This window comes from Shewanella sp. 5_MG-2023 (assembly GCF_030547465.1).
GTDB lineage: Bacteria > Pseudomonadota > Gammaproteobacteria > Enterobacterales > Shewanellaceae > Shewanella.
Map to the genome: position 1 here is coordinate 120,062 of NZ_JAUORC010000014.1, position 14,363 is coordinate 134,424.

General features: G+C 43.0%; 11 protein-coding genes. 10 read left to right on the forward strand and 1 reads right to left on the reverse strand.

Going from position 1 to position 14,363, the window contains the following annotated elements; all coding sequences use genetic code 11:
* The 8 genes from murD to lpxC all read left to right on the forward strand — a co-directional run bounded on the left by murD (nt 1) and on the right by lpxC (nt 9,544).
* The gene (gene murD, locus Q4557_RS10285) at nt 1-1,326 is read left to right on the forward strand and encodes a UDP-N-acetylmuramoyl-L-alanine--D-glutamate ligase (RefSeq protein ID WP_303412509.1); all 1,326 of its coding nucleotides are present in this window, start codon (nt 1-3) and stop codon (nt 1,324-1,326) included.
* Nucleotides 1,313-2,527: a cell division protein FtsW gene (ftsW, locus tag Q4557_RS10290; RefSeq protein WP_303412511.1), complete on the forward strand. Its 1,215-nt coding sequence runs from the start codon at nt 1,313-1,315 to the stop codon at nt 2,525-2,527. Before murD ends, ftsW begins: the two co-directional genes overlap by 14 nt.
* Before the next feature lie 8 nt (nt 2,528-2,535).
* On the forward strand, nt 2,536-3,624 hold the full coding sequence (gene murG, locus Q4557_RS10295; protein ID WP_102440225.1) for an undecaprenyldiphospho-muramoylpentapeptide beta-N-acetylglucosaminyltransferase: 1,089 nt from the start codon (nt 2,536-2,538) through the stop codon (nt 3,622-3,624).
* Between the two features lies 1 nt (nt 3,625).
* A complete protein-coding gene (gene murC, locus Q4557_RS10300) occupies nt 3,626-5,092 on the forward strand; it encodes a UDP-N-acetylmuramate--L-alanine ligase (RefSeq protein WP_102440217.1) in 1,467 nt (488 codons plus the stop codon).
* A 152-nt stretch (nt 5,093-5,244) separates the two neighbouring features.
* Complete coding sequence (locus Q4557_RS10305; RefSeq protein WP_076538400.1) at nt 5,245-5,973, forward strand: cell division protein FtsQ/DivIB; 729 nt, start codon at nt 5,245-5,247, stop codon at nt 5,971-5,973.
* Nucleotides 5,973-7,208, forward strand: a complete 1,236-nt coding sequence (gene ftsA, locus Q4557_RS10310; protein WP_076537973.1) for a cell division protein FtsA — start codon at nt 5,973-5,975, stop codon at nt 7,206-7,208. Before Q4557_RS10305 ends, ftsA begins: the two co-directional genes overlap by 1 nt.
* 26 nt (nt 7,209-7,234) lie before the next feature.
* On the forward strand, nt 7,235-8,413 hold the full coding sequence (ftsZ, locus tag Q4557_RS10315; protein ID WP_102440219.1) for a cell division protein FtsZ: 1,179 nt from the start codon (nt 7,235-7,237) through the stop codon (nt 8,411-8,413).
* 210 nt (nt 8,414-8,623) lie between these two features.
* On the forward strand, nt 8,624-9,544 hold the full coding sequence (gene lpxC, locus Q4557_RS10320) for a UDP-3-O-acyl-N-acetylglucosamine deacetylase (protein WP_076537968.1): 921 nt from the start codon (nt 8,624-8,626) through the stop codon (nt 9,542-9,544).
* A 5-nt stretch (nt 9,545-9,549) separates the two neighbouring features.
* Here lpxC and Q4557_RS10325 read toward each other — a convergent pair whose 3' ends face one another.
* Nucleotides 9,550-10,002 carry a DUF721 domain-containing protein gene (locus tag Q4557_RS10325; protein WP_076537966.1) on the reverse strand — a complete coding sequence of 151 codons (453 nt, stop codon included), beginning with the start codon at nt 10,000-10,002 and terminating at the stop codon, nt 9,550-9,552.
* Between the two features lie 27 nt (nt 10,003-10,029).
* On the opposite strand from Q4557_RS10325, the gene Q4557_RS10330 reads away from it, so the two are divergent.
* Nucleotides 10,030-10,929 (forward strand): M23 family metallopeptidase, encoded by a 900-nt coding sequence (locus tag Q4557_RS10330; RefSeq protein WP_102440220.1) that lies wholly within the window; start codon nt 10,030-10,032, stop codon nt 10,927-10,929.
* A 58-nt stretch (nt 10,930-10,987) separates the two neighbouring features.
* A complete protein-coding gene (gene secA, locus Q4557_RS10335) occupies nt 10,988-13,708 on the forward strand; it encodes a preprotein translocase subunit SecA (protein ID WP_102440221.1) in 2,721 nt (906 codons plus the stop codon).
* The last annotated feature ends 655 nt before the right edge of the window (nt 13,709-14,363 follow it).

Here is a 14,363-nt window from a genome sequence, read left to right on the forward strand (position 1 = left end):
ATGCAAACATGCTATTCACACATCGTATTGGGATTAGGCGCAACAGGTATTTCTGTTGTGCGCTACTTAATGTCCCAAGGTATTACCCCACTGGTGATGGATAGCCGCAGAACGCCGCCTGGAAGCGATACTCTGGCAGCAGAGTTCCCTGAGGTTGAACTAATTTCTGGTGGCTTTATGTGCCGCTCTTTAGTGCAGGCGCAGCAAATTATTGTCAGTCCAGGCATCGCTATTGATACGCCGGAAATTCGCGCGGCGATGGACATGGGTATTGAAGTGATTGGCGATGTGGAGCTGTTTGCCCGTGCGGTTGCTGAAAAGTCACCTTGCGTGGTAGCGATTACTGGCTCAAACGGTAAAACCACTGTGACTACCTTGGTTTACGACATATTAAAAGCAGCCGGTAAAAAGGTCGCTGTTGGCGGCAATATTGGTATTCCAGTATTAGATTTACTGGCAACCGATGCGGATATTTTTGTATTGGAGCTATCTAGCTTTCAGCTGGAAACCACTTTTAGCTTAAATTGTGTGGCGGCAACCTGCCTTAATATTAGTGAAGATCATATGGATAGATATCATGATCTGCATGCTTATAGAGAAGCTAAGTTACGCTTATATCCACAAAGCCGCTTTGTGATGTTTAACCGTGATGACCCACTGACATTTCCTGATGAGCCAACAAACCAAAATACCTTTGGTTTAGGTGTACCTGAAGGCGATGCTTGGGGGATTGCTGATGGCAAGATTTTCCACGGTGAAAGTGAAATCATGAATCTGCATGAGGTCAGTTTAATCGGCAGTCATAATCACGCCAATTTACTTGCTGCTATGGCACTAACCGATGCTTGCGGTATTGATAAAAAGTTTATGACCGAGGTTGCCAGCAACTTTAAAGGTCTTGAACATCGTTGTGAAATGGCGGGTATTAAGCAAGGCGTTACCTATATAAATGACTCTAAGGCGACTAATGTTGGTGCAACTGTAGCGGCATTAAATGGCTTAAGTGATCATTTAGGTGACTTAGTACTGATTGCTGGTGGAGACGGTAAAGGCTCAGACTTTAAAGAGCTGAGGGAGTCGCTCAATAACGTCACTCAATTAATTACCTTTGGTAAAGATGGTGCAAAAATCGCAGCTTTAAAGGCTGATAGTATTCAGGTCAGCGATCTTGCTGCAGCGGTCAATAAAGCCGTAGAAATAACGTTCTCAGGCGATATCGTATTGTTGTCACCAGCTTGTGCGAGTACTGATATGTACAAAAACTTTATGGAACGCGGCAATGACTTTAAGCAATTAGTGGAGCAAATTGCCGATGGCGAAGGCTGAGCAGCAACTTAGCTTATTCCAACAAGTCCTCAAGCGGCCGTGGCCTAATATCTTGTCTGAGAGTGGGCCTAGTGAGCAGCTATATGACCGCAGTTTATTGGTTGCGGTAATGGGCTTGATTGCATTTGGTTTTGTGATGGTGATGTCTGCCTCAATGCCAGAAGCGCAAAAACTGACAGATAACCCATTTCATTTTATTTATCGTCATGTGGCGTATTTAATGGGTTGTGGCGTGATTGCTTACGCTGTGCTCAATATAGAAATGAAAACCTGGGAACGCTATAGCGCGTATTTGGTGCTGGCTGTGTTACTGATGCTGGTTGCAGTCTTGATTGTCGGAACCACAGTTAATGGCGCGACGCGCTGGTTAAGTGTTGGACCGGTGCGAATTCAAGTGGCTGAAATCGCAAAGTTTGTGTTTATTGTTTACATGGCGGGATATTTAGTCCGTCGTCATGGTGAATTAAGGGAGAACAGTAGGGGTTTTATTAAGCCTATTATCGTATTTACCTTATTCGCAGTATTGATTTTAGCACAACCAGATTTAGGTACCGTAGTGGTATTGTTCGTCTGCACTGTAAGTCTGTTATTTCTTGCTGGTGCACGGATTTTAGACTTTTTAGTGTTGATGTTTTTTGGTATTGGCTCGTTTATCTTTTTGGTGATTTTTGAGCCTTACCGGATGCGGCGGGTAACCTCATTTATGGACCCGTGGGAAGACCCATTTGGTAGCGGATATCAGTTGACTCAGTCATTAATGGCTTATGGCCGTGGTGACTTATTCGGTCAAGGTTTAGGTAATAGTATTCAAAAATTATCTTACCTGCCTGAAGCGCATACCGACTTTATCTTTGCCGTGATTGGTGAAGAGTTAGGCTTCGTAGGTATTGTTTGTGTATTAACAGTATTGTTTTTTGTGGCATTTAGAGCCATTCGATTGGGCAGCTTATGTTTAAGTATTCAACGTCCGTTTGAAAGTTATTTAGCCTACGGTATTGGTATTTGGATTTGTTTCCAAACAGTGGTTAACGTTGGCGCCAGTATCGGTATGTTACCGACTAAAGGCTTGACGTTACCTTTTATTAGTTATGGTGGCAGTAGTTTGTGGGTGATGACAGCGGCAGCGATGTTATTGATCCGCATCGACCATGAACGGCGAATAAGTTTGATTCAAGCGGTGCAAGGGAGAGTAAAAAAATGAGCCCTAATATGACCAACGCACCGAAATTATTGGTAATGGCGGGCGGTACAGGTGGACATGTGTTCCCTGCATTAGCGGTAGCTAAAGCGTTAGCAGATAAAGGTTGGCAAGTTCGTTGGTTAGGGACGGCCGACAGAATGGAGGCAAGGTTAGTGCCTCAGCATGGGTTTGATATTGAGTTTATCGATATTAAAGGGGTGCGAGGCAATGGCATTATTCGAAAATTAGCCGCGCCTTTTAAAATTTTACGTTCAATCATTCAGGCAAAAGCCTTTATTAATGAATATAAGCCCGATGTTATTTTAGGCATGGGTGGCTTTGCCAGTGGCCCTGGCGGGGTTGCGGCTAAATTATCAGGCATTCCACTGGTGCTGCATGAGCAAAATGCCATCCCAGGAATGACCAACAAGTTGTTATCTAAGATTGCCAGCAAAGTATTGTGTGCATTTCCCAATACATTTTTGCCCGCAGTTAAAGCGGAGGTGGTCGGTAACCCTATTCGTCAAGAGTTGCTTGAGTTAGGACAAAGCGCCAAATTTGCTGAAGATGAAGCCTTAAAAGTATTAGTGGTGGGCGGCAGTTTAGGCGCCAAAATTTTTAACGATGTTATGCCAGCTGTTGTGGCGCATATTAGCCTGCATCATTCGGTGACCGTTTGGCATCAGGTGGGCAAAGGCAATGAAGCGAAAGTAAAAGCGCTTTATCAAGATAAAGGTCAAGCTGCTAGCGTCAATGTAGCTGAGTTTATTGATGATATGGAAGCGGCTTATCGCTGGGCAGATGTGGTTGTTTGCCGTTCTGGTGCATTAACCGTATCAGAGCTGGCAGCCGTAGGACGCGGCAGTATCTTGGTGCCTTATCCACATGCTGTGGATGATCACCAAACTAAAAATGCTTCAGTATTAGTTGAAGCGGGAGCGGCATTTTTATTACCGCAAACCATATTAAATGCAGATAATTTAGCTGAGAAGTTAACCCTCTTTGCTGAAAACCGACAAGTTGTTTCACAGATGGCACATCAAGCCAGAAGTGTTGCTGTATTAGATGCAACCCAACGAGTCGCGAGTATTTGTGCTGAATTAGCACGAAAGGATTGACATGACCAAGACAGAAAAGTACGCCCAATTACGCACCATGATCCCAGAAATGCGACGGATTAAGAAAATCCATTTCGTCGGTATTGGCGGTGCTGGTATGGGTGGAATTGCAGAAGTATTAGTGAATGAAGGCTACCACATCAGTGGATCTGACATCGCTGAAAACACAGTGACACAAAGGTTAGCCAGTTTAGGCGCTAAGATTATTATTGGCCATCAGGCGCAAAGCGTGGTTGATGTGGATGTGGTGGTCGTGTCAACGGCTATTAACAACGAGAACCCAGAAATCATTGAAGCGAAGCAGCGCCGCATTCCTATAGTGCGCCGTGCTGAAATGCTTGCTGAGTTAATGCGTTATCGCCATGGTGTAGCCATTGCAGGCACGCACGGTAAAACCACTACAACTAGCTTAATTGCCAGTGTTTATGGCCAAGCTGAGCGCGATCCGACATTTGTGATTGGCGGCTTATTAAATAGTGCTGGTACTAATGCGCGTTTAGGCACTAGTCGTTATTTGATTGCAGAAGCCGATGAAAGTGATGCCAGCTTTCTGCATTTGCAGCCAATGGTGAGTGTGGTTACCAATATTGAAGCTGATCATATGGATACCTATGGCGGCGATTTTGAAAAATTGAAAACAACCTTTGTCGACTTTTTACATAACCTGCCTTTTTATGGTGTTGCGGTGATGTGTATTGATGATGAAGTGATCCAAGAGATTATGCCAAGAGTTGGCCGTCAGGTTGTGACTTACGGTTTCAGTGAGCAAGCAGATGTACAGGCGCTTAACTTTAAGCAAGTTGGTCATCAAAGCCAATTTAGCGTGCGCCGTAAAAACCGTGATGATTTAGATATCGTGTTAAATCTACCTGGCGAACACAATGTACTTAATGCGCTTGCTGCTATTGCAGTGGCATCAGAAGATGAAATAGATGATGAAGCGATTGTAACAGCCCTTGCTGACTTTGAAGGCATTGGGAGACGTTTTCAGCATCTTGGCGAGTTTGATACCGCTAATGGCAAGGTGATGCTAGTTGATGATTACGGTCATCACCCAAGTGAAGTATTGGCAACGATTAAAGCCGCTAGAGCAGGTTGGCCAGATAAGCGTTTAGTGATGGCCTATCAGCCTCATCGTTACAGCCGTACTCGCGACTTATATGATGACTTTATCGAGGTGCTGTCACAGGTAGATGGACTGCTATTACTGGATGTCTATGCCGCTGGCGAAAGTGTCATTCCTGGTGCAGATGGACGCGCTTTATGTCGCTCTATCCGTTTAAGAGGTCAAGTGGAACCGATATTTGTGGCTTCACCTGAGCTATTAACCGATGTATTGCCTGACGTATTGCAAGAGGGTGATTTATTGCTAACCCAAGGTGCAGGTAATATCGGCGCTTTGTCCAAATTGCTAGCTACAACCAATTTAGGTTTTGATAATTTAAACAATGCTAAAAGTGGTGAGTAATTTTTGCACTATAAATGATTGTAAAATAGATACTTTATTACAATCGGTATGCTAGATATAATGGTGAATTGGCCAATGAAAGTGACATTGTACATTGTGGAGTTACAGTAACCGTGGCGTGGAGTGATAAAGCCCGTCAGTTACGAAGCCATTTGAGTGAAATCAACTGGTACTTGTATACCGGGTTATTGTTTTTGCTCATGGTGTTAATGACCATTGTCTGGGCCAGTTTAAAGTTAAATACGCTGCTTAATGATGCAGATGCCTTGCCCATTGAGGCCGTAGCAATTCACGGCGAGCGTTTATATACCAGTGACGCAGATATTCAAGCGGCGCTACAGGCCTTGATGCAGAGCAGCTTTTTTAGTGCCGATGTGGTTGAAGTGCAGCACGCTTTAGAGGCTTTACCTTGGGTATATCGCGCCTCAGTCAGACGCGAATGGCCAGCTAAGTTGAAAGTGAACTTGCAAGAGCAACAAGCGGTAGCGCATTGGAATGGCAATGATTGGCTTAATGTGGACGGTGAAGCGTTTAAAGCCCAGGCCCATCCCATGATTAATGCCTTGCCTATGTTGTCAGGTCCTGAGGATATGTCAGCTGAAGTGTTAACTAGCTATCAGCAATTAGCAGATTTATTAAGTATTAATGGCTTTACCTTAGCAAGTTTAAGTTTAAGCCCACGCCATGCTTGGCATGCAACATTAGATAACGGCATTCTTCTTGAATTAGGTCGAGAAGATAAGATGTCTAGAATACAAAGATTTATAAATGTTTACCCTGAAATAATACAAAATAAAAAGCCAATAGCGACAATTGATTTGCGCTATGACACAGGTGTCGCAGTTGGCTGGGATGATACTAAAACAGAGAGTCGACATTAATGACCAAGAATCAGGAAAGAAATCTTATCGTAGGCTTAGATATCGGTACATCTAAGGTCGCAGTTATTATTGGCGAAGTACTGCCAGATGGCGAGATAAGCGTGGTTGGTTTAGGTAATCACCCTTCTCGTGGTATGGACAAGGGCGGCGTAAATGATCTGGATTCGATTGTAAGAAGTGTACAACGTGCATTAGACCAAGCTGAATTGATGGCCGATTGCCAAGTATCATCAGTGTATTTAAGTATTTCAGGTAAACATATCGCCTGCCAAAACGAAAACGGCATGGTGTCAATTAATGACGAAGAAGTTACCCAAGAAGATGTGGACAATGTCATCCATACAGCTCGTTCGGTGAAAATCCCGACAGAGCGAAGAATTTTGCATGTGTTACCACAGGAATACTCAATTGACGTTCAAGACGGGATAAAAAGCCCAATTGGTATGTCGGGTATGCGAATGGAAGCCAAAGCGCACATCGTTACTTGTGCTAACGACATGGCGAAAAATATTACTAAGAGCGTTGAGCGCTGCGGCCTAACTGTTGATGACTTGGTGTTTGCAGGTATTGCATCAGCTGACTCAGTGCTGACCAATGATGAAAAAGATTTAGGCGTGTGTATTGTTGATATCGGTGGTGGCACCACAGATATTGCGGTTTATACCAACGGTGCACTAAGGCATTGCGCAGTGATATCAGTCGCTGGCAATCAAGTCAGTAGTGACATAGCTAAAATATTTAGAACACCGCTGACCCATGCAGAGCAAATCAAAGTACAGTTTGCCAGCGCCAGAAGCGCTATGGTTAGTCGCGAAGATAGCATTGAAGTCCCCTCAGTTGGTGGCAGACCTTCTCGCAGTATGTCACGTCATACGTTAGCAGAGGTTGTCGAGCCAAGGTATCAAGAGCTATTTGAATTAGTGCTTAAAGAATTAACTGACAGTGGTTTAGAAGATCAAATTGCTGCAGGGATCGTGTTAACAGGCGGTACATCAATGATTACCGGCGCGGTGGATATTGCTGAAGCAACATTTGGCATGCCAGTAAGGGTTGCATCACCGCTACCAGTTAAAGGATTAAATGAATATGTAGATCAACCTATTTACGCTACAGGAATAGGTTTGCTTCATTACGGCGCCAGACGCGTAATCGAACGTCAGTTCGAACGTCCTGAACGTCAAGGGGTTACCAGTCTTTTGAATCGGGTCAAAAGCTGGTTTAAGGGTGAATTTTAATAACGCAGACAAACGGAGATCAGACTATGTTTGAGATCATGGACACTCATAACGACGAAGCGGTGATTAAAGTCATCGGCGTCGGTGGTGGCGGCGGTAACGCAGTCGAACATATGGTAAAGCACAGCATCGAAGGTGTTGAATTTATCGTAACTAACACGGATGCTCAGGCATTACGTAAGTCAGGTGCTGGTTCAACTATTCAATTGGGGCGTGATGTCACCAAAGGTTTAGGTGCTGGAGCAAACCCTGATGTTGGTCGTCAAGCGGCAGAAGAAGATAAAGAAAACATTCGTGCAGCAATCAAAGGATCTGACATGATCTTTATTGCCGCAGGTATGGGCGGTGGTACCGGTACTGGTGCAGCCCCTGTTGTGGCTGAAATTGCCCGTGAAGAAGGCATTTTAACCGTTGCTGTAGTCACAAAGCCTTTTCCATTTGAAGGCAAAAAACGCATGTTATTTGCTGAGCAAGGTATTGCAGAGCTGGCAAAGCATGTTGATTCATTGATTACTATACCTAACGAAAAGTTATTGAAAGTATTGGGCCGTGGTACATCATTATTAGATGCATTTGCTGCAGCTAATAACGTATTGCTAGGCGCAGTGCAGGGTATTGCTGAGTTAATTACTCGTCCTGGTTTAATCAACGTGGATTTCGCCGACGTTAAAACGGTTATGTCTGAAATGGGTAATGCCATGATGGGTACAGGCGTTGCAACTGGTGATGATCGCGCTGAAGAAGCGGCAGAAGCTGCTGTGGCTAGTCCATTACTAGAAGATATTGATCTTGCTGGCGCTCGTGGCGTATTGGTGAATATCACCGCTGGTTTAGATATCAGTATTGAAGAGCTAGAAACAGTGGGTAACCACGTTAAAGCTTATGCATCTGATAACGCAACAGTAGTAGTCGGTGCAGTAATTGATCCTGAAATGAGCGAAGAGCTACGCGTAACTGTAGTTGCTACAGGTATCGGCGCAGAGAAAAAGCCTGATATTCAATTAGTGACAAAACCAGTTTCACGCCCAGAGCCTGCACCAATTGAAGTTAAAGCTGAGCCAGTTGAAGAGCAAGTTGCGGCAACAAATTATGTTGCACCAACAGGTAATGCTGTTCCTGCTCAGCAACCAGTAGCACAGCCAACAGCTCGCGCAGATGGTGACTATTTAGATATCCCAGCATTTTTACGTAAACAAGCTGATTAATTACAGTTTGGTAGTAAAGTTAGAATGTTGAATGCATAAGATGTTGATAAAATGTTGCTTGTGTAAGTAGAGGCGTATTAAAAACCACTAAATGGTACTTTTTTTGTGAAAAGGCAATTTTATGGTAGTATACCGCCTCAGCTTGCTGGGTAAACTCAGTATATATAGCGCATGAATGTTTATTTTAAAGTGATTAAAACGGGTAACTGAATGATTTTTCAAAGAACTGTTCAAAAGATGGTGAAGAGTACTGGTGTCGGGCTTCATTCCGGCAACAAGGTCACTCTGTGCATTATGCCCGCACCTGTCAATACTGGTATCGTACTTCGTCGTACAGATTTAAGCCCTGCAGTGGAAATTCCTGCTAAGGCTCATCTTGTGCGTGAAACAACTATGTGTACGGCATTAGTTAATGATGAAGGTGTTCGCATTTCAACTATCGAACATTTATTTGCAGCACTTGCAGGCCTTGGCATTGATAACGCAGTTATTGAAGTTGATGCTCCTGAAATCCCGATTATGGATGGCAGTGCAAGTCCGTTTGTTTTTTTACTGCAAAGTGCAGGTATTAAAGAGCAAGCAGTCGCTAAAAAATATATCAAAATCAATAAAACTGTGCGTGTTGAAGACGGCGATAAATGGGCAGAGTTAAAGCCATTTAAAGGCTTTAGAGTGGATTTTAAAATCGACTTTAATCACCCAGAAATCTCTCGTAGTCAACAGCATATGGTTATGGATTTTTCAACATCTGCATTTGTGAAAGATATCAGCCGTGCAAGAACATTTGGTTTTATGCGAGATATTGAATATCTTCGAGCCAATAACTTAGCACTGGGTGGCAGCATGGAAAATGCCGTCGTGCTTGATGAATATCGTGTCCTTAACCCTGATGGTCTGCGTTATGAGGACGAATTTGTTAAGCACAAAATTCTTGATGCTTTTGGTGATTTATATGTCGCAGGGCATGCCATTGTTGGTGAGTTCTGTGCGTATAAAACGGGTCATGCTTTAAATAACCAATTGGTTAGAGCGTTATTAGCCCAACAAGAAGCGTGGGAGTTAGTCAGCTTTGAAAATGAAGTCGATGTACCGTTAAGCTTTATGGTACCCGGCGCAGCGTCTTTCGCATAATATAGTTAAGATTGCCTATTACGGCTGGCCAATGCAGCCAGCCGTTTTAGTTTTTCACCTAGTGACCCTTCAACATGATCAGCCAACGTTTGTAAATGTTCTGCCGCGACAGGGCTAATAGTTGCGTAATTAGTTGAGGTTTTGCTTGGTGATATTGCTAACCCTGGGTTAACTTTAACCTCTATAGCGGTAAGCATTGGAAGGGTTTCTTCCTTAAGTTGTTGCAGTAATTTGGTCTTTTGGAAGTTTATTCTAGCAGCCCAAGCAGCCGATGTAGTTTCAATTACAAGAACACCCTGCCGAAGATTAGCGACTTTAAGCTGTTCAACAACAGGACCTGTTAAACTCTGCTTTACGTAATTATTAAGTTGATTTAATAGTTCTGCTTTTTCAGCCAATGCCGGTAATTGTCCAGATTGATGTAGTAAGCTACTGAGATCTTGCGGGGGCTTTTTCATATGATAATAAGATGGCTGAGTTAGGCTATGAGTGTAACAGTTTTTATCCAAGGTCGAAACGGAGTAACTCGCTGGCATCCTAGCAAGCGTTGGTTACTTCTACCTATCCTATTAGTTGTAGCGGGAACCGGCATCTATCAACAAAGTGCCGATCGTTTTGCTGAGCAACAAACCAAAGTTGATGAAAATAAAAAGTTGCGCGAGCAACAAAAGCAGCAAGTCATTAGCCTCAAACAAGCAACAGAAACCCAATTAGCCACATTGGTGACTCATGTCGCCTCTATGCAAGCAAAAATTACCCGCCTCGAAGCCCTCGGTCAGCAAGTTGCTGAAAATAATTTACTCGAAGATCAATTCGACTTTGCCACAGAAGTGGGTGTCGGAGGATTGAGTGAAATAGGCACAGGCGTGGAAATAAACCAACTGTTAAATGATATGACCCAGTTGGTATCAAGAATTGATAATAATAATGTTCAGCTGTCTCTACTTGAAACAGTGTCAACTAATCTCCATATAGATGAAGAACGTTATATATCAGGGCGGCCAATCGTAAAAGGTTGGTTATCTTCGCCCTACGGTTTACGGAATGACCCTTTTAATGGTCGTAGAACAATGCATAAAGGTATTGATTTTGCGGGCACTGAAGGCGGCGATGTTATTGCAACTGCTGCAGGTGTAGTAACGTGGTCTGGAAATATGCTTGGATATGGTGGGTTAGTCGAAATTGATCATGGAAATGGTCTTCGAACCCGCTATGGACACAACAAATCTATGTCAGTAAACCTAGGTGACGTCGTTGCCAAAGGCGATAAAATTGCCAGTATGGGAAGCACAGGCCGTTCAACTGGTCCCCACGTGCATTACGAAGTTTTGCGAAACGGACAGCAAATAGATCCAAGAAAGTTCGTCTATCGCAAAGCGAGTTAATAACATTTTCGGTTAAGTCGCTCATTTGAGCTCAACCTACAAGAGATAAGTGATTAAGATGTTAGGCAAATTACTGACAAAAGTATTCGGCAGTCGTAACGACCGTACCTTGAAAGGTTTAGGTAAAGTTGTAACTAAAATTAATGCATTAGAAGCTGAATATGAAAAGCTGACAGATGAACAACTAAAAGCAAAAACAGACGAGTTCCGTCAGCGTATTGAAAATGGTGAAACCTTAGATGCGCTTATGGCAGAAGTATTTGCCACAGTGCGTGAAGCATCTAAACGTGTTTTCGAAATGCGCCACTTCGATGTGCAATTACTCGGTGGTATGGTACTTGATAGTAACCGCATCGCTGAAATGAGAACCGGTGAAGGTAAAACCTTAACCGCAACTCTGCCAGCATATTTAAATGGTATTACCGGTAAAGGCGTCCACGTCATTACCGTGAATGATTACCTTGCACGTCGTGATGCGGAAAATAACCGTCCATTATTTGAATTCCTAGGGCTTAGCGTTGGTATTAACGTGGCAGGCCTTGGTCAAGCAGAAAAGAAAGAAGCGTATAACTCTGATATTACCTACGGGACTAACAACGAGTTTGGTTTCGATTACCTGCGTGACAACATGGCGTTTTCTCCTCAAGAGCGAGTTCAACGTCCGCTGCATTACGCACTGATTGATGAAGTTGATTCAATCTTAATTGATGAAGCGCGTACACCATTGATTATCTCTGGTGCAGCAGAAAATAGCTCTGAGCTATATATCAAAGTAAACACCCTTATTCCTAACCTTATCGTTCAAGAGAAAGAAGATACAGAAGATGAGATTGGTGAAGGTGATTTCAGTATCGATGAAAAAGCCAAACAAGTTCATTTTACAGAGCGTGGCCAAGAAAAAGTTGAATTACTGTTAGTTGAGCTAGGTGTGCTCAATGAAGGTGATTCACTGTATTCAGCAGCTAACATCTCATTACTGCATCACGTAAATGCAGCATTAAGAGCGCATACCTTATTTGAACGTGATGTTGATTACATTGTTCAAGACGGTGAAGTGATTATTGTTGATGAACATACTGGCCGTACCATGCCAGGTCGTCGCTGGTCAGAAGGTTTACATCAAGCTGTTGAAGCAAAAGAAGCAGTCAACATTCAAAATGAAAACCAAACATTAGCGTCAATCACATTCCAGAACTACTTCCGTCAATATGAGAAGCTAGCAGGGATGACAGGTACAGCTGACACTGAAGCATTCGAGTTCCAACATATTTATGGACTTGATACCGTCGTGGTACCAACTAATAAGCCAATGGTACGTAATGATATGCCTGATTTGGTTTATCTTACAGCAACAGAAAAATACAATGCCATCATTGAAGACATTAAAGGTTGTCGCGAACGTGGTCAGCCTGTGCTTGTGGGTACGGTATCAATCGAGCAATCAGAATTATTAGCGACCTTATTAAAGCAAGCTAAGATCCCACATTCAGTATTGAACGCCAAGTTCCATGAAAAAGAAGCAGACATTGTTGCTCAAGCAGGTAGCGCTGGAGTAGTGACTATCGCAACTAACATGGCCGGTCGTGGTACCGATATCGTGTTAGGTGGCAACTGGAAAGTTGAAGTTGATGCATTAAAGGATCCAACTGAAGATCAAATCGCTCGCATTAAAGCAGAATGGCAAGTTCGTCATGATGCAGTTATTGCTTCGGGTGGTTTACACATTTTAGGCACCGAGCGTCACGAGTCACGTCGTATCGATAATCAGCTTCGTGGTCGTGCAGGCCGTCAAGGTGATGCGGGTTCATCGCGCTTTTATCTTTCAATGGAAGATAGCTTAATGCGTATCTTCGCATCTGAAAAAGTATCTGGCATGATGAAAAAACTGGGTATGGAAGAAGGCGAAGCCATCGAACATCCTTGGGTATCTCGTGCAATTGAAAATGCGCAACGTAAAGTAGAAGCGCGTAACTTCGATATTCGTAAGCAATTACTTGAATATGATGATGTCGCTAACGATCAACGCCAAGTTGTTTATTCTCAGCGCAATGAGTTAATGGACGCAGAAAGCATTGAAGACACCATTTCAAATATTGAACAAGATGTCGTTAGTGGTGTGATTGATCAATATATTCCACAGCAGTCTGTAGAAGAATTGTGGGACGTACCAGGTCTAGAGCAGCGTCTTGCCCAAGAGTTTGGTCTTCAACTAACCATTCAACAATGGTTAGATACAGAAGATGACCTTCACGAAGAAACTTTACGTGAGCGTATTGTATCAAGCTGGAGCGAAGCATATAAAGCTAAAGAGCAGATGGTTGGTGAGCAAGTGCTACGTCAGTTCGAAAAAGCAGTCATGCTACAAACATTAGATGGTCTGTGGAAAGAGCATTTAGCAGCAATGGATCACTTGCGCCAAGGTATTCATTTACGTGGTTACGCACAAAAGAATCCAAAGCAAGAGTATAAACGTGAATCATTTGAGTTATTCCAACAAATGTTGGAGTCACTAAAACACGATGTCATCAGTGTACTCTCTAAGGTACAGGTTCAAGCACAATCAGATGTTGATGATATGGAGCAGCGTCGTCGTGACGAAGAAGCCAAGATCCAACGCGAATACCAGCATGCAGCATCAGAATCGCTAACAGAGAATAAAGAAGCTGAAGCAGCAACGCCAAGAACTGTGATAAGAGACGGTGAGAAAGTTGGCCGTAATGACCCTTGTCCATGTGGCTCAGGTAAGAAGTACAAGCAGTGTCACGGTAAACTGACCTAAAACACCGCAATATTTAATAATTTAAAAGGCAGCTATTTTTAGCTGCCTTTTTTGTACCTAATAAATAGTATAAAAAACAGTCGCCTCAAGTGTTTTTGTGGATAACACTGGGGGTAAAACCTGGGTAACGTGTGATTAATAAAAAAGATCGCAAATAATGCGAAAAACTTTTAAAAAGCCCTTGCACCAATTCAGAATCTGCCTATAATGCGCATCCACTGACACGGCAAACCACGCACTAGCATGGGTTACACGCCAAATCAGTTCACTGTAAAGTGACGCTGAAAATTGTTTTTAAATAAGTTTAAAAATGACTTGACGCGAAAAAGGAATTGCGTAGAATACGCATCCCAAGCCAACGACCTAGCGTCTAACGGCGGAGTCTGAAAAATTGATTCCACGCTCTTTAACAATTTATCAAGTAATCTGTGTGGACACTCACAGGTGTTGAGTTAATCGAAATTGCTCATTCTTTCTCGTAAAGAGTGAAGCAATCAAAATTATTATCAATGTAACGATGAGTGTTCATAGCAATATGTAACAAACGTTTTAGAGATTCTTCCGAGTCTTTAAATCGAAATCAGAATTCATTGAGCCGAAACGAAGCTTTTATTTATAAGAGTGGTTGTTTCAACAAAACTTTAATTGAAGAGTT

Bases quoted from the DNA above. Each gene is read 5' to 3' on its own strand.
- murG (WP_102440225.1), top strand. From the start codon at position 2,536: ATGACCAACGCACCGAAATTATTGGTAATGGCGGGCGGTACAGGTGGA.
- lpxC (WP_076537968.1), top strand. From the start codon at position 8,624: ATGATTTTTCAAAGAACTGTTCAAAAGATGGTGAAGAGTACTGGTGTC.
- murC (WP_102440217.1), top strand. From the start codon at position 3,626: ATGACCAAGACAGAAAAGTACGCCCAATTACGCACCATGATCCCAGAA.
- Q4557_RS10325 (WP_076537966.1), bottom strand. From the start codon at position 10,002: ATGAAAAAGCCCCCGCAAGATCTCAGTAGCTTACTACATCAATCTGGA.
- Q4557_RS10330 (WP_102440220.1), top strand. From the start codon at position 10,030: ATGAGTGTAACAGTTTTTATCCAAGGTCGAAACGGAGTAACTCGCTGG.
- ftsZ (WP_102440219.1), top strand. From the start codon at position 7,235: ATGTTTGAGATCATGGACACTCATAACGACGAAGCGGTGATTAAAGTC.
- ftsA (WP_076537973.1), top strand. From the start codon at position 5,973: ATGACCAAGAATCAGGAAAGAAATCTTATCGTAGGCTTAGATATCGGT.
- secA (WP_102440221.1), top strand. From the start codon at position 10,988: ATGTTAGGCAAATTACTGACAAAAGTATTCGGCAGTCGTAACGACCGT.
- ftsW (WP_303412511.1), top strand. From the start codon at position 1,313: ATGGCGAAGGCTGAGCAGCAACTTAGCTTATTCCAACAAGTCCTCAAG.
- murD (WP_303412509.1), top strand. From the start codon at position 1: ATGCAAACATGCTATTCACACATCGTATTGGGATTAGGCGCAACAGGT.